The organism is Escherichia sp. MR, from assembly GCF_005280595.1.
GTDB classification, from domain to species: Bacteria; Pseudomonadota; Gammaproteobacteria; order Enterobacterales; family Enterobacteriaceae; genus Escherichia; species Escherichia ruysiae.
This window is the reverse complement of record NZ_SZVK01000012.1, coordinates 85,594-108,446: the sequence shown is the minus strand read 5'-3', so window position 1 is coordinate 108,446 and position 22,853 is coordinate 85,594. Positions and strand designations below refer to the sequence as shown.

Annotated in this window: 21 protein-coding genes and 1 pseudogene; 11 read left to right on the top strand and 11 right to left on the bottom strand. The window is 51.2% G+C overall.

Going from position 1 to position 22,853, the window contains the following annotated elements; translation table 11 throughout:
* Positions 1-79: 79 nt before the first annotated feature.
* Positions 80-280 (top strand): annotated as a pseudogene (locus FC814_RS07890) (MFS transporter); the annotation flags it as partial.
* Positions 281-496: 216 nt separating this feature from the next.
* Here the strand turns inward: FC814_RS07890 and FC814_RS07885 are convergent.
* The 4 genes from FC814_RS07885 to qseB form a co-directional block, all read right to left on the bottom strand.
* Positions 497-811 (bottom strand): putative quinol monooxygenase, encoded by a 315-nt coding sequence (locus FC814_RS07885; RefSeq protein WP_000958592.1) that lies wholly within the window; start codon positions 809-811, stop codon positions 497-499.
* 30 nt (positions 812-841) lie between these two features.
* Positions 842-1,423, bottom strand: a complete 582-nt coding sequence (gene mdaB, locus FC814_RS07880) for an NADPH:quinone oxidoreductase MdaB (protein WP_000065430.1) — start codon at positions 1,421-1,423, stop codon at positions 842-844.
* A gap of 109 nt (positions 1,424-1,532) precedes the next feature.
* On the bottom strand, positions 1,533-2,882 hold the full coding sequence (gene qseC, locus FC814_RS07875) for a quorum sensing histidine kinase QseC (RefSeq protein ID WP_085461195.1): 1,350 nt from the start codon (positions 2,880-2,882) through the stop codon (positions 1,533-1,535).
* Positions 2,879-3,538 (bottom strand): quorum sensing response regulator transcription factor QseB, encoded by a 660-nt coding sequence (gene qseB, locus FC814_RS07870; RefSeq protein ID WP_137325778.1) that lies wholly within the window; start codon positions 3,536-3,538, stop codon positions 2,879-2,881. The genes qseC and qseB overlap by 4 nt, the downstream gene beginning before the upstream one ends.
* Before the next feature lie 150 nt (positions 3,539-3,688).
* On the opposite strand from qseB, the gene ygiW reads away from it, so the two are divergent.
* The 7 genes from ygiW to FC814_RS07835 all read left to right on the top strand — a co-directional run bounded on the left by ygiW (position 3,689) and on the right by FC814_RS07835 (position 13,511).
* Positions 3,689-4,081: an OB fold stress tolerance protein YgiW gene (gene ygiW / locus FC814_RS07865; protein WP_010347824.1), complete on the top strand. Its 393-nt coding sequence runs from the start codon at positions 3,689-3,691 to the stop codon at positions 4,079-4,081.
* Positions 4,082-4,133: 52 nt separating this feature from the next.
* Complete coding sequence (locus tag FC814_RS07860) at positions 4,134-4,616, top strand: GyrI-like domain-containing protein (RefSeq protein WP_000183516.1); 483 nt, start codon at positions 4,134-4,136, stop codon at positions 4,614-4,616.
* A 109-nt stretch (positions 4,617-4,725) separates the two neighbouring features.
* Positions 4,726-6,333, top strand: a complete 1,608-nt coding sequence (locus FC814_RS07855) for an ABC transporter substrate-binding protein (RefSeq protein WP_137325777.1) — start codon at positions 4,726-4,728, stop codon at positions 6,331-6,333.
* A gap of 137 nt (positions 6,334-6,470) precedes the next feature.
* A complete protein-coding gene (parC, locus tag FC814_RS07850) occupies positions 6,471-8,729 on the top strand; it encodes a DNA topoisomerase IV subunit A (protein WP_032226284.1) in 2,259 nt (752 codons plus the stop codon).
* Positions 8,730-8,958: 229 nt separating this feature from the next.
* Positions 8,959-9,696: a 1-acylglycerol-3-phosphate O-acyltransferase gene (plsC, locus tag FC814_RS07845; protein WP_000965724.1), complete on the top strand. Its 738-nt coding sequence runs from the start codon at positions 8,959-8,961 to the stop codon at positions 9,694-9,696.
* A 72-nt stretch (positions 9,697-9,768) separates the two neighbouring features.
* Entirely contained in the window at positions 9,769-11,181 is a 1,413-nt protein-coding gene (ftsP, locus tag FC814_RS07840; protein ID WP_000059392.1) for a cell division protein FtsP, read from the top strand.
* A 110-nt stretch (positions 11,182-11,291) separates the two neighbouring features.
* On the top strand, positions 11,292-13,511 hold the full coding sequence (locus tag FC814_RS07835) for a YgiQ family radical SAM protein (RefSeq protein ID WP_000095183.1): 2,220 nt from the start codon (positions 11,292-11,294) through the stop codon (positions 13,509-13,511).
* 42 nt (positions 13,512-13,553) lie between these two features.
* Here FC814_RS07835 and yqhH read toward each other — a convergent pair whose 3' ends face one another.
* The 4 genes from yqhH to yqhD form a co-directional block, all read right to left on the bottom strand.
* Positions 13,554-13,811: a lipoprotein YqhH gene (gene yqhH / locus FC814_RS07830; protein ID WP_000848539.1), complete on the bottom strand. Its 258-nt coding sequence runs from the start codon at positions 13,809-13,811 to the stop codon at positions 13,554-13,556.
* Positions 13,812-13,861: 50 nt separating this feature from the next.
* Positions 13,862-14,788 carry a YbjP/YqhG family protein gene (locus tag FC814_RS07825; protein ID WP_137325776.1) on the bottom strand — a complete coding sequence of 309 codons (927 nt, stop codon included), beginning with the start codon at positions 14,786-14,788 and terminating at the stop codon, positions 13,862-13,864.
* 199 nt (positions 14,789-14,987) lie between these two features.
* Entirely contained in the window at positions 14,988-15,815 is an 828-nt protein-coding gene (gene dkgA, locus FC814_RS07820) for a 2,5-didehydrogluconate reductase DkgA (RefSeq protein ID WP_000013137.1), read from the bottom strand.
* A gap of 105 nt (positions 15,816-15,920) precedes the next feature.
* Positions 15,921-17,084: an alcohol dehydrogenase gene (gene yqhD, locus FC814_RS07815; RefSeq protein ID WP_001058817.1), complete on the bottom strand. Its 1,164-nt coding sequence runs from the start codon at positions 17,082-17,084 to the stop codon at positions 15,921-15,923.
* 193 nt (positions 17,085-17,277) lie between these two features.
* Here yqhD and yqhC point away from each other — a divergent pair, with 193 nt between their 5' ends.
* On the top strand, positions 17,278-18,177 hold the full coding sequence (gene yqhC / locus FC814_RS07810) for a DNA-binding transcriptional regulator YqhC (RefSeq protein ID WP_000817719.1): 900 nt from the start codon (positions 17,278-17,280) through the stop codon (positions 18,175-18,177).
* A 39-nt stretch (positions 18,178-18,216) separates the two neighbouring features.
* Here yqhC and yghB read toward each other — a convergent pair whose 3' ends face one another.
* Positions 18,217-18,876, bottom strand: coding sequence for a DedA family general envelope maintenance protein YghB (yghB, locus tag FC814_RS07805; RefSeq protein WP_000268433.1), 660 nt, complete (start codon positions 18,874-18,876; stop codon positions 18,217-18,219).
* Positions 18,877-19,015: 139 nt separating this feature from the next.
* On the bottom strand, positions 19,016-20,203 hold the full coding sequence (gene metC, locus FC814_RS07800; RefSeq protein ID WP_010347810.1) for a cystathionine beta-lyase: 1,188 nt from the start codon (positions 20,201-20,203) through the stop codon (positions 19,016-19,018).
* A gap of 251 nt (positions 20,204-20,454) precedes the next feature.
* Between metC and exbB the strand changes: the two genes are divergently transcribed.
* On the top strand, positions 20,455-21,189 hold the full coding sequence (gene exbB / locus FC814_RS07795; RefSeq protein ID WP_000527844.1) for a tol-pal system-associated acyl-CoA thioesterase: 735 nt from the start codon (positions 20,455-20,457) through the stop codon (positions 21,187-21,189).
* 6 nt (positions 21,190-21,195) lie between these two features.
* Positions 21,196-21,621, top strand: coding sequence for a TonB system transport protein ExbD (exbD, locus tag FC814_RS07790; protein ID WP_001240714.1), 426 nt, complete (start codon positions 21,196-21,198; stop codon positions 21,619-21,621).
* A 279-nt stretch (positions 21,622-21,900) separates the two neighbouring features.
* Here exbD and yghA read toward each other — a convergent pair whose 3' ends face one another.
* Positions 21,901-22,785 carry an NADP(+)-dependent aldehyde reductase gene (yghA, locus tag FC814_RS07785; protein ID WP_000018751.1) on the bottom strand — a complete coding sequence of 295 codons (885 nt, stop codon included), beginning with the start codon at positions 22,783-22,785 and terminating at the stop codon, positions 21,901-21,903.
* Positions 22,786-22,853: the final 68 nt, after the last annotated feature.

Below are 22,853 nucleotides of genomic sequence, written 5' to 3'. Positions count from 1 at the left end.
GGAACGGTCTGCGTTGTCGGGAAGATACGTGATCTGATCCTTCAACTCAGCAAAAGTTCGATTTATTCAACAAAGCCGCTTTATAGGTATTGCTTTATCCTGTATGGGCTACCAACCAGGCATTGAGCAAACACCGAAGGCGCTGTGGGGGATCTGCTTATTAATGACGATAGTTCCAGCGGTGCTCAACCTGATAACTGGACTTATCATGCGCTTTTATCTGATTAATAATGAATATTACGAACAGATTAAAGCGCGTTTAGAGACGGCGGAAGTATGAAACTAAAAGTCGGTAGCAATACTGACCTTAACTTGTTGACAAAGCGCGCGTTGTTCATGCCGGATGCGGCGTGAACACCTTATCCGGCCTGCAGAATCGTGCAAATTCAATATATTGCAATCCTCTGCCAGGCCCGATAAGCGTAGTGCATCAGGCAATCTTACGTTTGCCATCAGTCTCAGGCCGATAAAAATTACCAGCCTCTTTTCAGGAACATCAAAGCCCCGGCTGCAGAATACGAATATTCATCTCCAGCACGTCGCCTTTTACGGCTTCACTATATGCTTTCATGTGCGGGGTTTGCAGATGCGCTTCAAGATGGGCAATGCTTTCCCACTGCTCAATCATCACGATAGAGTCCGGCGCCATAGACTGGAAACTCACGCCAGCAGCGCAATCCACCATCGGCGCATAGCCGTGGCAACCTTCTTCCTTCAGTACGATTGGAACGATTTTAGCAAACTGATCCAATACTGCCTGACGGTGATGTTGGCCAGGACGAGTACGGATTTCAGCGATTACTGTAAGCATGGTTAACTCCTTCTAAAGCCAGAGCTCTAGTTAACCAAAAATTTCCACAAGATGCTTGCGATATTCTTCAGTATAGCGGGGAACATCAGGCATTTTTATCACGTCATTAGCGATAAATGTCGGCAGCGGTTCCATACCGAGGAATTGGTTTGCTTTATGGAACGGCAGATACACGCCGTCAACGCCGACGCCGTGGAAGAACTGATCTTTTTCGGTGAAGGCTTCCATTGGTGCGTTCCAGGTCAGAGAGAGCATATATTTTTTGCCCTGTACCAGGCCGCCAGAGCCGTATTTTTTCGACGGATCTTTGCGGGTACGACCATCGCTGGCATACAGCGTACCGTGACCTTCGGTGAACACATCATCAATGTATTTTTTCACCGTCCACGGCGCGCCCATCCACCAGCCAGGCATCTGCCAGATAACCACATCAGCCCAGAGAAAGTTTTGTACTTCGGCTTTGACATCGTAGTCGCTGTCGGCGCGAACGATACGGACATCATGCCCGAGGTCGCGGAGCGTGCCATCCGCGACTTCGGTCAGGGTGTCGTTCAGTTGACCATTGGAGTGGGCGAATTTCTTCGCGCCGTTGATAATCAGGATATTGCTCATTTTTTATCCTCAAGGTGAGAAGTTTGTCGACTATAGTACGTCACAGAGCGGTACGGTGAAATTAGCAAAATGTGCAAAGTCTTTTGCGAATTTTGCAACAATATCACCACTACCAGCTCACCTTCGCCTCAAATCCACCTTGTTCCGCATTCCCAAACACAACATTCATGCCATGCAATTTGGCGATCCGCTGGACAATCGACAGCCCAAGCCCACTGCCGGTGGCGGTTTGTCCTGGTGGGCGATAGAAACGTTCGCCAATTCGCGCCAGTGCCTCTGGCGTTACACCGGGACCGTTATCCCTTACGATGAAATTATCGGCATTCAGCGTGACGTCCACCACGCTGCCCTGTGGACTGTAGCGCACGGCGTTATCCAGCAGATTTCGTACCAGCAAACTTAGCAATAGCGGTTGTCCGGTGCGTTTGATGCCCTGTGTATTGAGCGTCAGCCGCAAGTCAATTTTCGCCTGTTGCGCCGTGTGGTAAATATCCATTACCGACGATTGCAGGAGATCTTCAAGTGGGATCTCCGCGACGTCCTGAAGGTTATCCAGCGAGTCGAGCCGCGATAGTGTGAGCAGTTGATCAACAAGGCGGGTGGCGCGATCGATCCCGGAATGTAACTGTATCAGTGCTTTTTTCCGTGCCTGCGGATCGTCGTCGGAAAGCTGTGCGACTTCGGTTTGTACTTTCAGCGCCGTTAACGGGCTACGCAGTTCGTGAGCGGCATCGGAGGTAAAGCGTCGTTCACGAACCATCATCGCATGTGTACGGTCGAAAAGTTGATTCAGAGACTCAACCAGCGGACGCACTTCGTTGGGTACACCGTCAGCGTTGAGCGGTTTTTCCGAGTCAGGATCGCGCATACGTAGCGCCAGCGCCAGTTTGTTTAGTGGCGAGAGTTCACGGCCCAGTAGTACCATCATGATGATCAACATGATAGGCAGCGCGATAAGCCAGGGAATGAGCTGTCCAGTGACAATCGCCAGTGCCATGTCTTCACGGTATTCCCACTCCTGGCCAACAACGATGCGATATTTACCATCATGTGACGTCATCCAGACAAAACGCCAGGGATCGTCTTCACCTACCAGTTGCCCATTAGCAAAACCTTCCCGTTGATAGCTGTAGGGAATATCTTCTCCATTATCGCCATCGTTAAGAACCATGTTGCCGTCGTGAGTAAAGACTGCAAAGGTCAGCGCATCATCATCTACGTGACCGTGTTTTAATTTATTCGGTGTTTGCGCCATACGATCTGCCGCATTGATTTCGTTAAGATCGAGCGTACTTAACCGTTTGGCAAACAGCATCAACTGGGTATCGAATAACTCATCGACATTATCCATTGTTTGTTTCCAGGCGACAAAGCTGGAGACAAGCCAGGTCACCGAGGCCAGAATCAAAAAGATCAGCGTCAGTCTGACTCGCAGACTAAGGCGTTGGGTAAATTTCATTTCTCACCTAATGTGTAGCCAATACCGTGAACGGTGCGAATAAAGTCGCTGCCGAGCTTACGTCGCAGATGATGCACATGCACTTCGATGGCATTGCTGGTGACCTCTTCGTCCCAGGTGTACAGTTTTTCTTCAATCAATTTGCGCGGCAGTACCCGACCAGCGTTACGCATCAGTAATTCCAGCAGGGCAAATTCTTTTGGCTTCAGCGTTAAGGGTTCGCCAGCCTGAGTGGCAATACGTTTGCCGGGGTCGAGCATTACGTTACCGTGATGTAACTCATTGCTGGCTTGCCCGTTGCTTCGACGCATCAGTGCTTCCAGCCTGGTAGCGACTTCTATTAAGGCAAAAGGTTTACACAGATAATCGTCGGCGCCCAGACGCAAACCTTCTACGCGTTCCGCCAGGGCGTCGCGCGCGGTCAGGATCAGTACCGGTTCACGCTGACCTTTATCCCGCCATTCGCGCAAAATATCGCGACCATCCATTCCTGGTAAGGTTAGATCAAGGATTACTGCGTCATAAGGTGCGCTATAAAGCGCCTCTTTTCCCTGACGACCTTCCGTAAACCAGTCAACACTAAAGCCCATCTTACTAAGACCTGTTTTGATGCCGTCGCCAATCAGCATGTCATCTTCTATCAGTAAAATTCGCATCTTTTCATCCCTGCGATAGCTGTATTCGTTGCCAGTAAACCGTGTTGTAACGTGCTCTGTACAGTACTAAATTTTCTTTTTTTTCTTAAGAAGTTGTTAAGGAGTATCTTGTTTAATGCTCGAAAACAGACATTAAAGGGAGTAACAAACATGAAAAAATTAGCAGCAGTAATTGCAGTAATGGCTCTGTGTAGCGCACCAGTTATGGCAGCAGAGCAGGGTGGTTTTTCTGGCCCATCGGCAACACAAAGTCAGACCGGAGGATTCCAGGGGCCGAACGGCAGTGTAACTAACGTAGAAAACGCAAAATCCCTGCGTGATGATACCTGGGTAACCCTGCGCGGCAATATCGTTGAACGCATCTCTGACGATCTCTACGTGTTCAAAGATGCCAGCGGTACTATCAATGTCGATATCGACCACAAACGCTGGAACGGTGTGACGGTGACTCCGAAAGATACGGTTGAGATTCAGGGGGAGGTTGATAAAGACTGGAACTCTGTTGAGATCGACGTTAAACAGATTCGTAAAGTGAATCCGTAATTGTTACCGCTCCCGGGACGCGTTCCCGGGAATAATTTCGCAGGGAGGCAAAATGACAAACCTGACACTGGACGTGAACATCATCAATTTCCCTTCAACCCGCGTGGCTTTGTTGCCGCATCGCTGTAGCCCTGAGTTGCTCAACTATAGCGTGGCGAAATTTATCATGTGGCGCAAAGAGACGGGGCTTTCTCCTGTTAACCAAAGCCAGACATTTGGCGTCGCCTGGGATGATCCTACAAGCACCGCGCCGGAAGCGTTTCGCTTTGATATCTGCGGCAGCGTTAGCGAAGCGATTCCGGAGAATCGTTATGGCGTGAGTAATAGTGAGCTTGGTGGAGGACGTTATGCCGTGGCTCGTCACGTTGGCGAACTGGACGATATTTCGCGCACGGTATGGGGCATCATTCGTCAGTGGCTGCCTGAAAGCGGCGAGAAAATACGTAAAGCGCCGATACTGTTTCACTACACTAATCTGGCTGAAGGGATGTCAGAGCAGCGGCTGGAAACGGATGTCTATGTGCCGTTGGCGTGATGGGGGAATCTTTACCGGAGTGTGAGCCAAATCACTCGCGATAAGTTTGAGCTAACAATGTCACAGGCGTATTGTTGTCGGGCTTATAATTTCTTCGGTAAGGAATACCATGTATACGCGAAATTTATTATGGCTGGTCAGCCTGGTAAGTGCGGCTCCTCTCTATGCTGCTGACATTCCCGCCAACACACCGCTCGCCCCACAGCAAGTCTTTCGTTACAACAATCATAGCGACCCCGGTACGCTCGACCCGCAAAAGGTTGAGGAGAATACTGCTGCGCAGATTGTGCTGGATCTGTTTGAAGGTCTGGTATGGATAGACAGTGAAGGCAAAGTGCAACCCGCTCAGGCCGAATCATGGGAGGTGGCAGATAGCGGCAAACGCTATGTTTTCCATTTACGTCACGGCTTACAGTGGTCTGATGGTCAGCCCTTAACGGCACAGGATTTTGTCCTCGGCTGGCAGCGCGCGGTTGACCCCAAAACGGCAAGCCCTTTTGCCGGCTATCTGGCGCAGGCGCATATTAAAAATGCAGCGGCTATTGTGACAGGCAAAGCGGATGTTGCATCGCTGGGTGTGAAGGCTACCGATGACCGCACTCTTGAAGTCACGCTTGAGCAGCCCGTTCCCTGGTTCACGACCATGCTCGCCTGGCCGACGTTGTTTCCGGTTCCGCATCATGTGATTGCGAAGTATGGCGATAGCTGGAGTAAGCCAGAACATATGGTTTACAACGGTGCTTTTGTGCTTGATAAATGGGTAGTTAACGAAAAGATTACAGCCCGAAAAAATCCGGAATACCGCGATGCCGAGCATACTGTCTTACTGCAGGTTGAGTATCTGGCGCTGGATAATTCGGTCACCGGTTATAACCGCTATCGCGCGGGAGAGGTTGATCTCACCTGGGTTCCGGCGCAGCAAATTCCTGCAATCGAAAAATCACTGCCTGGCGAGCTGCGGATAATCCCTCGCCTGAACAGCGAATATTACAACTTCAACACCCGGAAACCGCCGTTTGATGATGCCCGTGTGCGGCGGGCATTGTATCTTACGGTTGACAGGCCGCTAATCGCGCAAAAGATACTTGGGCTACGAACGCCAGCAACAACATTGACGCCGGCAGAGGTAGAAGGGTTTCGTGCGCCAACGTTTGAGGAACTGCAAAAGCCAATGGGTGAGCGCGTTGCGATGGCAAAAGCCTTGCTGAAACAGGCGGGATACGACGCCTCTCATCCGCTACGCTTTGAACTGTTCTACAACAAGTACGATCTGCATGAAAAAACGGCGATAGCCTTGTCTTCCGAATGGAAAAAATGGCTTGGCGCACAGGTGACGCTGCGAATGATGGAGTGGAAAACGTATCTCGATGCCCGGCGTAGTGGTGATTTCATGTTGTCGCGGCAGTCGTGGGATGCGACATATAATGATGCATCCAGCTTCCTGAACACGCTTAAAAGCGATAGTGAAGAGAACGTCGGTCACTGGAAAAACGCAAAGTATGACGCGTTACTAAACCAGGCCGCTCAGACCACTGACGCGACAAAGCGTAATGCGTTGTATCAGCAGGCAGAAGAGATCATCAACCAGCAGGCACCGCTCATCCCCATCTACTATCAACCGCTAATCAAACTGCTTAAACCCTACGTTGGCGGTTTCCCGCTGCATAATCCCCAGGATTATGTCTACAGCAAAGAGTTGTATATCAAGGCACATTGATGCCTTTATCGCCGTCGGAGCACGTCCGGCGGCACTATTCACACTGATCTCCTGTGACTCGACGCGACAGATAATGTAGTATCTCCGGCAATATTGCCCCTTTGAAGGCTGGCGAATAAGTTGAGGAATCAGAATTAATGAGCGATATGGCAGAGCGCCTTGCGCTACATGAATTTACGGAAAACGCCTACTTAAACTACTCCATGTACGTCATCATGGATCGTGCGTTGCCGTTTATTGGTGATGGTCTGAAACCTGTTCAGCGCCGCATTGTGTATGCGATGTCAGAACTGGGTCTGAATGCTACCGCCAAATTTAAAAAATCGGCCCGTACTGTGGGTGACGTACTGGGTAAATACCATCCGCACGGTGACAGCGCCTGCTATGAAGCGATGGTACTAATGGCTCAGCCGTTTTCTTACCGTTATCCGCTGGTTGATGGGCAGGGAAACTGGGGGGCACCGGACGATCCGAAATCTTTCGCGGCAATGCGTTATACCGAATCCCGCCTGTCGAAATATTCTGAGCTGTTACTGAGTGAGCTGGGGCAAGGGACGGCGGACTGGGTGCCAAACTTCGACGGCACGTTGCAGGAGCCGAAAATGCTGCCTGCCCGCCTGCCGAATATTTTGCTTAACGGCACCACCGGTATTGCTGTCGGGATGGCGACGGACATTCCGCCACATAACCTGCGTGAAGTCGCACAGGCGGCAATCGCGTTAATCGACCAGCCGAAAACCACGCTCGACCAGTTGCTGGATATCGTGCAGGGCCCAGACTACCCGACTGAAGCGGAAATCATCACCTCCCGCGCCGAAATCCGTAAAATTTACGAGAACGGTCGTGGTTCTGTGCGTATGCGCGCGGTGTGGAAGAAAGAAGATGGCGCGGTAGTGATCAGCGCCTTACCGCATCAGGTTTCTGGCGCTCGCGTACTGGAGCAAATTGCTGCGCAAATGCGCAACAAAAAGCTGCCGATGGTTGACGATCTGCGCGATGAATCTGACCACGAGAATCCGACCCGTCTGGTGATTGTGCCGCGTTCTAATCGTGTGGATATGGATCAGGTGATGAATCATCTGTTTGCCACGACCGATCTGGAAAAGAGCTATCGTATTAACCTCAATATGATTGGTCTGGATGGGCGTCCGGCGGTGAAAAACCTGCTGGAAATCCTCTCCGAATGGCTGGTGTTCCGTCGCGATACCGTGCGCCGCCGTCTCAATTATCGTCTGGAGAAAGTCCTCAAGCGCCTGCATATTCTTGAAGGTTTGCTGGTGGCGTTTCTCAATATCGACGAAGTGATTGAGATCATTCGTAATGAAGATGAACCGAAACCGGCACTGATGTCGCGTTTTGGCATTACGGAAACCCAGGCGGAAGCGATCCTCGAACTGAAACTGCGTCATCTCGCCAAACTGGAAGAGATGAAGATTCGCGGTGAGCAGAACGAACTGGAAAAAGAGCGTGACCAGTTGCAGAGCATTCTGGCTTCCGAGCGCAAGATGAATAACCTGCTGAAGAAAGAGCTACAGGCCGACGCACAGGCCTACGGCGACGATCGCCGTTCGCCGTTGCAGGAACGTGAAGAAGCGAAAGCGATGAGCGAGCACGACATGCTGCCGTCTGAACCCGTTACCATTGTGCTGTCACAGATGGGCTGGGTACGCAGCGCCAAAGGCCATGACATCGACGCACCAGGCCTGAACTATAAAGCGGGCGATAGCTTCAAAGCGGCGGTGAAAGGCAAGAGCAACCAACCGGTGGTATTTGTTGATTCTACCGGCCGTAGCTACGCCATCGACCCGATTACGCTGCCGTCGGCGCGTGGTCAGGGCGAACCACTCACCGGTAAACTGACGTTACCGCCAGGTGCCACAGTTGATCACATGCTAATGGAAAGCGACGATAAGAAACTGTTGATGGCTTCCGATGCTGGCTACGGATTCGTCTGCACCTTTAACGATCTTGTTGCCCGTAACCGTGCTGGTAAAGCGTTGATTACCTTACCTGAAAATGCGCATGTTATGCCGCCAGTAGTGATTGAAGATGCTTCTGATATGCTACTGGCTATCACCCTGGCAGGACGCATGTTGATGTTCCCGGTAAGCGAGCTTCCGCAACTGTCGAAGGGTAAAGGCAACAAGATCATCAACATCCCGTCGGCAGAAGCCGCGCGAGGCGAGGATGGTCTGGCACACCTGTATGTACTGCCGCCGCAGAGCACTCTGACTATTCATGTCGGGAAACGCAAAATTAAACTGCGCCCGGAAGAGTTGCTGAAAGTGACTGGTGAGCGTGGTCGCCGTGGCACCTTGATGCGCGGTTTACAGCGTATCGACCGTGTCGAGATTGACTCCCCTCACCGCGCCAGCAGCGGCGATAGCGAAGAGTAATATGCCGGAGGGGGGCTTTCTCCCGTTTGCAAGGAATGCCGGATGAAACGTTAAGTCGTCATCCGGCAGCGTATTCAACCCCCGGAAACGATAAAAATTCCCTTGAAACCGTTGTTTATTCATGCGTTGCGATTAACAATACGCTTTTCCAGAGAGCGGCTTTTAACAATGCCCTAACCTGATTTCAGGTGACGTACAATGCCAGTCTCTCAGATCTTCAGAGGGTGTTATGCTATATATCTTTCGTCTTATTATTACCGTTATTTACAGCATCTTAGTCTGTGTTTTCGGCTCCATTTACTGCCTTTTCAGCCCGCGAAATCCAAAGCATGTAGCCACCTTCGGGCATATGTTTGGGCGCCTTGCGCCGCTATATGGGCTGAAAGTTGAGTGCCGCAAACCTGCTGATGCTGAAAGCTATGGTAATGCTATCTATATTGCTAACCACCAGAACAACTATGACATGGTGACAGCATCGAACATCGTGCAGCCACCGACGGTCACAGTGGGTAAAAAGAGTTTGCTGTGGATCCCCTTCTTTGGGCAGTTGTACTGGTTAACCGGCAACTTATTGATCGACAGAAACAACCGTACTAAGGCGCATGGCACCATCGCGGAAGTCGTGAACCACTTCAAAAAGCGCCGTATTTCCATCTGGATGTTCCCGGAAGGAACGCGTAGCCGTGGTCGCGGCCTGCTGCCGTTTAAAACAGGGGCATTCCATGCGGCAATTGCGGCAGGCGTCCCGATTATTCCCGTGTGTGTTTCCACGACTTCGAATAAGATTAATCTTAATCGACTGAATAATGGTTTAGTGATCGTAGAAATGCTGCCGCCGATTGACATCAGTCAATATGGTAAAGATCAGGTTCGCGAGCTGGCTGCTCATTGTCGTTCGATAATGGAACAAAAAATCGCCGAGCTCGATAAAGAAGTCGCAGAGCGCGAAGCCGCCGGAAAAGTTTAAGTCGGCAATCTGTTTTTTGCGGGGATGTTTTCCTGCACGGTATTACTTTAGCCAGTTTTACATGGAGCAAATATGTCACTCAGTCGGCGTCAGTTCATTCAGGCATCGGGGATTGCACTGTGTGCAGGTGCTGTCCCCCTGAAGGCAAGCGCAGCCGGTCAACAGCAACCACTGCCCGTTCCGCCGCTGCTTGAATCTCGCCGTGGGCAACCGTTATTTATGACAGTACAGCGCGCGCACTGGTCATTTACGCCAGGAACGCGCGCGTCGGTTTGGGGTATCAATGGTCGCTACCTTGGGCCGACTATCCGCGTCTGGAAGGGCGACGATGTTAAGCTGATTTACAGCAACCGACTGACAGAAAACGTCTCAATGACAGTGGCTGGATTACAAGTGCCAGGCCCACTGATGGGCGGCCCGGCACGCATGATGTCGCCAAACGCTGACTGGGCGCCTGTGCTGCCAATTCGCCAGAATGCTGCGACTTTGTGGTATCACGCCAATACCCCCAACCGCACGGCGCAGCAGGTCTATAACGGCCTTGCCGGGATGTGGCTGGTGGAAGATGAAGTCAGCAAGTCGCTGCCCATTCCTAACCATTATGGTGTGGATGATTTTCCGGTCATTATCCAGGATAAACGGCTGGATAACTTTGGTACGCCAGAATACAACGAACCGGGAAGCGGCGGCTTTGTTGGCGATACGCTGCTGGTCAACGGTGTACAAAGCCCGTACGTTGAAGTTTCGCGCGGTTGGGTGCGCCTGCGTCTGCTGAACGCATCGAACTCCCGTCGCTATCAACTACAGATGAGCGATGGTCGCCCGTTACACGTGATTTCTGGCGATCAGGGATTCCTGCCTGCTCCTGTATCGGTGAAGCAGCTTTCGCTGGCACCGGGTGAACGCCGCGAAATACTGGTGGATATGAGCAACGGTGATGAAGTGTCGATCACCTGTGGCGAAGCGGCGAGCATTGTTGATCGTATTCGCGGCTTCTTTGAGCCGTCCAGCATTCTGGTTTCCACGCTGGTGCTAACGCTGCGCCCGACCGGCCTTCTGCCGCTGGTGACTGACAGCCTGCCGATGCGCCTGCTGCCGACCGAAATAATGGCTGGTTCGCCGATTCGCAGCCGTGATATAAGCCTGGGTGATGATCCTGGCATTAACGGGCAGCTATGGGACGTTAACCGCATTGACGTTGCTGCCCAGCAGGGAACGTGGGAACGCTGGACGGTACGCGCGGATGAACCGCAATCATTCCATATTGAAGGTGTGATGTTCCAGATCCGTAACGTTAACGGCGCAATGCCATTCCCGGAAGACAGAGGCTGGAAAGATACCGTCTGGGTTGATGGACAAGTGGAACTGCTTGTTTATTACGGCCAGCCTTCCTGGGCGCATTTCCCGTTTTACTTTGGTAGCCAGACACTGGAAATGGCGGATCGCGGCTCTATTGGGCAGTTGCTGGTCAATCCAGTACCGTAATCTTCATACTCGCCCTGGGAGGGCAAGTATGGAATACCTTTCGATTTCTCTTTCGTTCCGGCTTATAATCCCCGGCCTTTGATTATTTTTTTATCATTTCTGGAAGCAAAATGAGCTCTATCTCCCTGATCCAACCGGATCGCGACCTGTTCTCCTGGCCGCAGTACTGGGCCGCCTGTTTTGGACCGGCACCGTTTTTGCCGATGTCTCGTGAAGAGATGGATCAACTTGGCTGGGATAGCTGCGACATCATTTTGGTTACTGGCGACGCGTATGTCGATCACCCAAGCTTTGGGATGGCGATTTGCGGTCGTATGCTGGAAGCGCAGGGCTTTCGTGTCGGGATCATCGCCCAACCGGACTGGAGCAGCAAAGACGACTTTATGCGTCTGGGTAAACCGAATCTGTTTTTCGGCGTGACCGCAGGCAATATGGACTCGATGATCAACCGCTATACCGCCGATCGCCGTTTACGTCATGACGATGCCTACACGCCGGATAACGTCGCGGGTAAGCGACCGGATCGCGCCACACTGGTTTATACCCAGCGTTGTAAAGAGGCGTGGAAAGATGTGCCGGTGATCCTCGGCGGTATTGAAGCCAGCCTGCGCCGTACCGCGCATTATGATTACTGGTCTGATACCGTGCGCCGTTCCGTGCTGGTGGATTCGAAAGCCGACATGCTGATGTTCGGTAACGGTGAGCGTCCGCTGGTGGAAGTGGCACACCGTCTGGCGATGGGCGAGCCGATTAGCGAAATCCGCGATGTACGTAATACCGCGATTATCGTGAAAGAGGCGCTGCCTGGCTGGAGCGGCGTGGATTCTACTCGCCTTGATACACCGGGGAAAATTGACCCGATTCCGCATCCGTATGGCGAAGATTTGCCGTGTGCGGATAACAAACCGGTGGCTCCGAAAAAACAAGAAGCCAAAGCCGTAACCGTGCAGCCGCCGCGTCCGAAGCCGTGGGAAAAAACCTACGTGTTGCTCCCTTCTTTCGAGAAAGTGAAGGGCGATAAAGTGCTGTACGCTCATGCTTCGCGTATTTTGCACCACGAAACCAACCCAGGCTGCGCTCGCGCATTGATGCAAAAACATGGCGACCGCTATGTGTGGATCAACCCGCCTGCTATTCCGCTTTCTACCGAAGAGATGGACAGCGTCTTTGCGCTGCCGTACAAGCGCGTGCCGCATCCGGCTTACGGTAATGCCCGTATTCCGGCTTACGAAATGATCCGTTTCTCAGTCAATATTATGCGTGGCTGCTTTGGCGGCTGCTCTTTCTGTTCTATTACCGAGCATGAAGGGCGCATTATTCAGAGCCGTTCGGAAGATTCGATCATCAATGAGATTGAAGCGATCCGCGACACCGTTCCTGGATTTACGGGCGTGATTTCCGATCTCGGCGGGCCAACTGCCAACATGTATATGTTGCGCTGCAAATCGCCACGCGCCGAGCAAACCTGCCGTCGTTTATCGTGCGTTTACCCGGATATTTGTCCGCATATGGACACTAACCACGAACCGACGATCAATCTCTATCGCCGCGCGCGCGATCTGAAAGGCATTAAAAAGATCCTGATTGCCTCCGGCGTGCGTTATGACATCGCCGTGGAAGATCCGCGCTATATCAAAGAGCTGGCAACCCATCACGTTGGTGGTTATCTGAAGATAGCCCCGGAACATACCGAAGAAGGGCCGTTGTCGAAGATGATGAAGCCGGGCATGGGCAGCTATGACCGCTTTAAAGAGCTGTTCGACACCTACTCGAAACAGGCAGGTAAAGAGCAGTATCTGATCCCATATTTCATCTCCGCGCACCCCGGTACACGCGATGAAGATATGGTGAATCTGGCGCTGTGGCTGAAGAAACATCGCTTCCGTCTCGACCAGGTACAGAACTTCTATCCGTCGCCGTTGGCTAACTCAACCACCATGTATTACACCGGCAAAAATCCGCTGGCGAAGATTGGTTATAAGAGCGAAGACGTTTTCGTGCCGAAGGGTGACAAACAGCGTCGTCTGCATAAAGCGTTGTTGCGTTACCACGATCCGGCAAACTGGCCGTTAATCCGCCAGGCGCTGGAAGCGATGGGTAAAAAGCATCTGATTGGCAGTCGTCGCGATTGCTTAGTGCCTGCGCCAACCATTGAAGAGATGCGCGAAGCTCGCCGTCAGAACCGTAATACCCGTCCGGCGTTGACCAAACATACGCCGATGGCGACCCAGCGCCAGACGCCTGCCGGAGCAAAGAAAGCGCCGTCTGCGCAACCTCGCCCGATGAATGCCGGTGCGAAGAAACGTCCTAAAGCGGCGACTGGACGTTAAAAAAACATCCCCGGTAACTGAATGCTACCGGGGATATTTTTATCACTCCGTATACATACGCAAGCAGCGCAGGCAATCAAAATAGTCCTGCGCATCAAGGCGTGTATTGGCTCTGTTAGCTTCGGATTTGGCGGCGTAAATTTGCGGGCGTAATGCTTTTATATCCTGCTCTAGCCGGGCGATTTTGGCATTTAATGTTTGTACATTACCTGCCAGTTGATTGACCTTTTGCTCATTGACGCAACCACTTAATAAGCCGGTTACCAGAACAACAGCTCCCACGGTGAAAATCGTTTTCATATCGTGCTCCCTTTTATTTATTGTTCCGACTAATTTTTATTTTATTCAGTTCATTGCGTTAATCTGGTGGCGGTTTTCGTTTCAATCTGTTTAAGCAAGCTACCGCTGCCTGGACGGATAAAATCGGCAATTTCCCACTTTCCTTCGCGCCGATGTAAAACTAAATCCTGCTCTTCACTGTTACCATTGTTCAGCGCAATACGAACATGAATACGGGCGGAATCGGCGGTTTTTTCCTGGACACGAATTTCATCAACACGAGCAAATAGCGACTCTTCACCAAAACAAATCGGGTTGTCGTAAATAAATTGCCGTTCTATTTGCATCTCTTGATCGAAATTGCCGTTTTTATTGAAGGTGGTTTTATAAAACTCATTGACTGCCTGGCGATAGGTGTCGGAAACAACCCATGTCCAGGGCCAACTATAATCGGCAATATGTTTAAACAGTTCAGCGACAAAGGCTTCAGGCTCTTCTTTTTGTAATGAAGCCAGTGTTGCCAGGATTTTTTCATTCTCGCTATTAACTGCCTGCCAGACGCTACCATGGTTGCTGATGACATCATCAATGACCCAACGACCATTTTCTGCCACCATTTTCAGCGTTTGCGTGGTCTTTTCTTTATCGTCGTCAAAGGTACGGAAACGCACAACGGCATCCGCTTGAACGATATCCGTTTGAGTAACCACTACGCTTTCTAACACCAGATCGCCAAAATCCTGACAATCACAAATCGGATCATAATCCAGCCAGCCAATATTGCCCGGCAGCGTGAGATTATCATTCAGGGTAAGTGCCTTTTGTATGCGTGCAGACGTTATCGCCTGCTCTCCTGTCTCACCAAAATAAGGCGCGCTGGCATCAGATTTATAGTTTTGATAAATCTGGCGAACTGTCTGTTCTACAGTCAGCGAGGATGATTGGGCTTGAGTAGTGAAGCTTGCAAAAAACGCCAAAAACAGAAGTATTATTTTCATCTGTTTTTGACCTCACCGTCGTGTTTATCCATATTGTAGATGCTTTGTTGATTAAAGAGCTCCCAGCTCTGCATGATGATGTCCTTAAATTTGGCATTTCTGAGCAGGGGAGAGTAACAACGGGCGGGAGGTGAGGGGAATAAATGATTTCTGAAAAGTCCGGTAGCGGAACATTACCGCTACCGGGAGAATTTGCCCGTTAGCCGCCGAACTGGTCGGGATCGGGACCGAGACGTTTACCCTGATCGAGTTTTGCGATTTCACCAAGTTCGTCTTTGTCGAGACGGAAATCCCAGACATCAAAGTTTTCGGCAATGCGTGAAGGCGTGACCGATTTCGGGATCACCACCAGACCGTTATCCAGATGCCAGCGGATAACAATTTGTGCCGGTGTTTTGCCGTATTTATCCGCCAGGTCGCGAATGACTTTCTGATCGAAAACGCCTTTCCCACCTTGCGCTAATGGACTCCAGGATTCGGTCTGGATTTTGTGCGTGGCATTCCAGGCATGAAGCTGGCGTTGCTGCATCAGCGGGTGAAGTTCGATTTGATTAATAACAGGCGTCACGCCAGTTTCGTCGATCAGACGTTGCAGGTGGTGGATCTGGAAGTTACAGACGCCAATGCTTTTGATTAATCCCTCTTTTTGCAGCTCGATCATTCCTTTCCACGCCTCGACATAGTGATCGATAGCGGGAACGGGCCAGTGCATTAAGTAAAGGTCTATATAATCAAGCTGGAGTTTTTTCAGGCTGTCGAGCAGTGCTTCGCGGGGGTGTTTGTGGTCGTCGTTCCACAGCTTGGTTGTAATGAACAACTCTTCTCTGGCAAGTGCGGCATTTTTCAGCGCCTTGCCGACACCTTCTTCGTTTTTATAGGCAGCAGCGGTATCAATTGAGCGATAACCCACTTCCAGGGCTTTTTGAATAGCGGTGATAACTTCCTCATTACTTGCTTGCCAGACGCCCAGTCCCAGCTGGGGCATGACATTGCCATCCTGTAGCTTAATAACGGTTGGATTAGCCATACGTTCCTCCTTTTATATGAACTCACCGGAGCCTGCTCCGGTGAGTTGGTGTGAACTTAAGTCTGGACGAAATACCCAAAAACGAAAGTTTGAGGAGGAAAAAGCTTAACGAGCAGCTTCGTAAATGCGGCGGCTGACATCCAGCGTAATGTCATGATTTTCGCCCAGTTGGGTCATGCCGTGTTCTTCCAGTTTCTTCAGCAATGCCGGGATGGAGCTGCCGTCCAGACCGTAGTCGGACAGGCGGGTCGGCACGCCCAATTGCTCGAAGAAGTTGCGGGTAGCGGCAATTGCAGCGTCAATACGCTCATCGTCGGAACCTTCAGTGATGTTCCAGACGCGTTCAGCATATTGCAGCAGTTTCGCGCGCTTGGTGTCGCGTTTTTCATTCCACAGAGCAGGCAGGACAATAGCCAGCGTTTGCGCGTGATCCAGACCGTGCATCGCAGTCAGTTCGTGTCCCAGCATATGTGTTGCCCAGTCCTGCGGTACGCCGGCGCCGATCAAACCGTTCAACGCCTGAGTCGCAGCCCACATGACGTTGGCGCGCACATCGTAGTTTTCTGGCTCTTTCAGGGCTTTCGGACCATCTTCGAGAAGCGTCAGCAAAATGCCTTCTGCGAAGCGATCCTGAATTTTTGCATCAACCGGTTTGGTAACATACTGTTCCACGGTGTGTACAAAGGCATCCACTACGCCATTAGCCACCTGGCGCGGCGGCAGGGTGTAGGTATAAACCGGATCGAGCACGGCAAATACAGGTTGAACGTGGGCAGAATGGAACGCCTGCTTGTCGCCGGTGGTTTTACGGGAGATAACCGCACCTGCGTTGGATTCTGAACCGGTCGCTGGCAGCGTCAGCACACAGCCCATCGGGATGGCGCTTTTAATCTCTTTACCGCCCGTTTGCAGAATGTGCCACGGATCGATGTTCTCAGGATAATTTGCCGCTGCGGCGATAAATTTGGTGCCGTCCAGTACGGAACCGCCGCCAACCGCCAGCAGGAAAGTCACTTTCTGTTCGCGAACCAGTTTCACGGCGTTCATCAGCGTTTCATAAGCCGGGTTTGGTTCAATACCGCCAAACTCCAGCACGTCCATACCTTTCAGCGCATCCAGAACTTGATCCAGAACGCCTGTTTTTTTCACGCTGCCGCCGCCGTAGGTAATCAATACGCGAGCATCGTGAGGAATTTGTTCGCGTAAACCAGCGATAGCGCCTTTACCAAACAGAATACGGGTTGGGGTGTGCAGATTAAAGTTGTTCATTACGTGCTCCCTTTGCTGGGCCAATATGAGGGCAGAGATCGGTCTGCCTGATGTTTTTCATTGTGGTCGCCAGCGTCGCTGCTCTCAATGCTCATTTCTGCCAATGTCTTGCCTATTTCTCCAGAGCACTGGAGAAATAGTACAAAATTGCGCACAATCAAATTGACGCATTATTCTTAAGAAATTACGCGATATGAAACGTGAAGAGATTTGCCGCCTGCTGACGGACAAAATTAATAATCTGAAAAATAAAGAAAATAGTTTGTCTGAATTGCTGCCCGATGTGCGCTTATTGTATGGCGAGAACCCCGGCGCACGTACGCCGGTGATGTATGAGCCTGGCATCATAATTCTCTTTTCCGGGCATAAAATCGGCTATATCAATGAGCGCGTGTTTCGTTATGATGCCAATGAATATCTGCTGCTGACGGTGCCGTTACCGTTTGAGTGCGAAACCTATGCCACGCCGGAAGTGCCATTAGCGGGTTTACGTCTCAATGTTGATATTTTGCAGTTACAGGAACTGTTGATGGACATTGGTGAGGATGAGCATTTCCAGCCGTCGATGGCTGCCAGTGGTATAAACTCCGCTACGTTGTCAGAAGAGATTTTATGCGCGGCGGAGCGGTTACTGGATGTGATGGAGCGACCGCTGGATGCGCGCATTCTCGGTAAACAGATCATTCGCGAAATTCTTTACTACGTGCTGACCGGACCTTGCGGCGGTGCGTTACTGGCGCTGGTCAGTCGGCAGACTCATTTCAGCCTGATTAGCCGCGTGTTGAAACGGATTGAGAATAAATACACTGAAAACCTGAGCGTCGAGCAACTGGCGGCAGAAGCCAACATGAGCGTTTCGGCGTTCCACCATAATTTTAAGTCTGTCACCAGCACCTCGCCGTTGCAGTATTTGAAGAACTACCGACTGCATAAGGCACGGATGATGATAATCCATGATGGAATGAAGGCCAGCGCGGCGGCGATGCGCGTTGGCTACGAAAGTGCGTCGCAATTTAGCCGTGAGTTTAAACGCTACTTCGGTGTGACGCCGGGGGAAGATGCGGCAAGAATGCGGGCGATGCAAGGGAGTTAAATGTGTTCCCGGACAAGTCGCCGGGAACGGAGAAAAACGTCAGGCGTTACCGTATTTCTTTTTAATCACCACAAACAGCGTGCCTAACAGGCCTGCGGTTAACAGGGCAATCGGCAGGATCATCAGGAACGTCATCACCTGATCTTCATGGCGCTTAACGAACGGGATCATGCTTAAGGCATAGCCGAAACTGGTCACCACGCTGACCCATAGCAATCCACTTAACCAGTTGAAAAACTGGAAGCGGCGGTTTGGCAACCCGGAAATTCCCGCCATGGTTGGTAGCAGCGTGCGGACAAATGCAAGAAAACGTCCAGCCAGCAAAGCCAGCAAACCGTGGCGGTCAAACATACAGGTGGCGCGCTGATGATATTTGGCCGGAAGCTGTGCCAGCCAGCCTTTCACCGTTTTGGTATTACCTAGCCAACGCCCCTGAATATAGCTTAGCCAGCAGCCCAGGCTGGCTGCGGCAGTCAGAATCACGATTGTTGGCAGAAAATCCATCACCCCCTGGGCAATCAGTGCGCCAGCCAGTATCAACAAGCTGTCGCCTGGCAAAAATGAAGCGGGCAGCAGACCGTTTTCTAAAAACAGCGTGGCAAACATGACAAAGTAAACAACGCTAACAATATGAGGATCCGCCAGCGCGGCAAAGTCGTGTTGCCAGAGCGCAGCGATAATGTCTTGAATAACAGCCATGGACTTTCCTGTGGAACAGCGTTTAAGCCTTTATTTGCCTATTGTACTCCTGAATTGTCCGGGACGCCTTGATCCCGGACGCAACAATTTAAGACTATTCACAATTAAATGTCTGCAAAATTGTCCAAATTTGGCAATGTTACACAATTCGGGTAAATCCCGCGTTCAGATCGGCAATCAGATCGTCGACGTTTTCCAGACCAATATGCAGGCGAATCAATGTGCCGCTGAAATCAATCTTTCCTTGTGGGCGGATGGCGGCGATATGTTCCGGCTGATTCGCGAGGATCAACGATTCATAACCGCCCCACGAGTAGGCCATGCTAAATAAACTGAAGTTATCCAGATAGTTCGCCAGTTCTTCATCGTTGAGTTTTTTCTTAAGCACAAAGGAAAATAGCCCGCTGCTGCCTGTAAAGTCTCGTTTCCAGAATTCGTGACCTTTACTTTCCGGCAGAGCAGGGTGGTTAACTCGCGCTACTTGCGGATGTTCTGCCAGCCATTCAGCCACTTTCAGACTGCTTTCATGATGTTGACGCAAACGCACACCTAATGTGCGCAGGCCACGGCTGGTCATATAAGCGGTATCGGCATCGACCATTTGTCCCATCAGATAAGCGTTCTCCCGTAGTTGCTCCCAGCAACGGGCATTGCATACTGCGGTGCCGATCATGGCATCCGAGTGACCTATCAGATACTTGGTTCCCGCCTGAATCGAAATATCAATACCAAAATCAAGAGCTTGAAAAAGCACCCCGGCAGCCCATGTGTTATCGATCATAATGATGGCGTCTGGCACGACACTGCGCACGGCAGCAACAATCGCCGGAACGTCGTGGACTTCCATAGTGATGGAGCCTGGCGATTCCAGAAAGACGATTTTAGTGTTTGGCTGCAGATGTTTAACGATATCCGCGCCAATCAGCGGATCAAACCACGATGTCGTTACGCCCAGTTTGCTGAGGATTTTGCTACAGAAATCCTGACTCGGTTCATAGGCGGTATTGGTCATCAATACATGATCGCCCTGTTCGACAAAAGCAAGAATGGAATTGGCAACGGCGGCCGCACCGCAAGGAAACAGTGCACAGCCGGCGCCACCTTCCAGTTCGCACATTGCTTCTTGTAACGAGAAGTGGGTTAACGTTCCGCGCCGTCCATAGAACAATTCGCCGTTGGCGCGATTACGCGTCGCATGTTTTTTCGCTTCAACGCTATCAAAAACCAGCGAAGAGGCGCGCTGAATCACGCTATTCACCGCGCCGAGAGTGTATTTTTTGCTGCGTCCTGCATTCACCAGTTGAGTATCAAGCTTTTTGTCCGCCATGTCGGGATTCCTGTTTTTATACGTCTGGATGTCTAAACTAGCATGAATAACAGCGAGCGCATCCTGAAGAATTGGCATAAAGAAGAAAATTTTCGCAAATGGCGTTCTGGTGGCTTTTTTACTGCGTAAACGCAAAGAAAAGAAAGCAAAGGTACGGCAGTATGCAAATAGTAATGAGAACGACTATCAATTCGACGTCGTTTTGATATTATTATGCGCAGATTTTGTGACTTGCGTCCTGGAGATACACAGTGGGTAATAATTTAATGCAGACGGACCTTTCCGTCTGGGGTATGTATCAGCACGCCGATATTGTCGTTAAGTGCGTGATGATTGGGCTTATTTTGGCCTCCGTTGTCACTTGGGCAATCTTCTTCAGTAAGAGCGTAGAGTTCTTCAATCAGAAGCGCCGTCTTAAGCGCGAGCAGCAACTGCTGGCTGAAGCGCGTTCCCTAAACCAGGCCAACGATATCGCCGCTGATTTTGGTAGCAAAAGCTTAAGCCTGCATTTGCTCAATGAAGCGCAGAACGAGCTGGAACTGTCAGAAGGCAGCGACGATAACGAAGGTATTAAAGAGCGTACCAGCTTCCGCCTGGAGCGTCGGGTCGCCGCTGTGGGGCGTCAAATGGGACGCGGTAACGGCTATCTGGCAACCATTGGCGCGATTTCGCCGTTTGTGGGGCTGTTTGGTACGGTCTGGGGCATCATGAACAGTTTTATCGGTATTGCGCAAACGCAGACCACCAACCTGGCGGTGGTTGCGCCGGGTATCGCAGAAGCATTGTTGGCAACAGCAATCGGTCTGGTGGCAGCGATTCCGGCGGTCGTTATCTATAACGTATTCGCGCGCCAAATTGGCGGCTTTAAAGCGATGCTGGGTGATGTTGCAGCGCAGGTATTGTTGCTGCAAAGTCGTGACCTGGATCTGGAAGCCAGCGCCGCTGCGCATCCGGTTCGTGTCGCACAGAAATTACGTGCAGGGTAATGCGCTATGGCAATGCATCTTAACGAAAACCTCGACGATAACGGCGAAATGCATGATATCAACGTGACGCCGTTTATCGACGTGATGTTGGTTTTGCTGATTATCTTTATGGTGGCGGCACCGTTAGCGACGGTAGATGTGAAGGTGAACTTGCCTGCTTCTACCAGCACGCCGCAGCCGCGCCCGGAAAAACCGGTTTATCTGTCGGTGAAGGCAGACAACTCGATGTTTATCGGTAACGATCCGGTCACCGATGAAACGATGGTTACGGCGCTGAATGCGTTAACCGAAGGTAAGAAAGATACCACCATCTTCTTCCGTGCGGATAAAACCGTTGATTACGAGACGTTGATGAAGGTCATGGATACGCTGCATCAGGCTGGTTATCTGAAGATAGGTCTGGTCGGCGAAGAAACTGCCAAAGCGAAGTAAAGCAGAATTGCCTGATGCGCTACGCTTATCAGGCCTACAAAATCTATCGCAACGTATTGAATTTTCATGACATGTAGGCCGGATAAGGCGTTCACGCCGCATCAGGCATTAGGTGCTCAATGCCTGATGCGACGCTGGCGCGTCTTATCAGACCTACAAAATATATCGCAATATATTGAATTTGCATGAGTTTGTCGGCCGGATAAGGCGTTCACGCCGCACCCGGCAAGCGTTAAAAGTACGATGATGCCCGGTTGCTTCACACAACCGGGCATTTTTTTAGCCTAAATGTTCGCCGCCGCATACGCCGTGCACTTCTGCGGTGACGTAGCTCGACTCCTGACTTGCCAGATAAACATAAACAGGAGCCAGTTCCGCCGGTTGCCCGGCACGCTTCATCGGCGTTTTCTGACCAAACTGCGGGATCTTATCCTGCGTCTGTCCGCCGGAAATTTGCAGCGCCGTCCAGATAGGACCAGGTGCGACAATGTTCACCCGAATACCTTTCTCCGCGACCTGTGTTGCCAGACCACGGCTGTAGTTCAGAATCGCCGCCTTCGTTGCCGCGTAATCCAGTAAATGCGGGCTTGGCTGGTACGCCTGGATTGACGAAGTGGTGATGATACTGGCACCTTTTGGCAGCAGGGGAATCGCTTCCTGGGTTAACCAGAACAGCGCGAAAACGTTAATGGCAAAGGTCTTTTGAAACTGTTCGCTGGTGAGGTCTGCAATATCAGGAATGGCAACCTGTTTCCCGGCGACCAGCGCCATAATATCCAGCCCGCCTAACGCCTTATGCGCGTCGTGAACCAGCGAACGGGCAAATTTCTCATCGCTTAAATCGCCCGGCAGCAGAACGACTTTGCGTCCGCATTCTTCAATAATCTTTTTCACATCCTGGGCGTCTTCTTCTTCCGCCGGAAGATAACTGATCGCCACGTCAGCGCCTTCACGCGCGTAAGCGATGGCGGCAGCACGACCGATACCAGAATCGCCCCCTGTCACCAGTGCTTTACGATCTTTCAGGCGACCGCTACCAACATAAGTTTTCTCGCCACAATCCGGCACCGGCGTCATCTTCGCCTGGATGCCTGGCGTCGGTTGTTTCTGTTTGGGATATTCACCAGTGTAATACTGCGTGGTCGGGTCTTTTAAATGAGACATCGCTTTTCTCCCTTCAGGTTCAACGTCCTTTAAGGGTAGACGCTCTCGATGCGTTAATCAGGGAACCA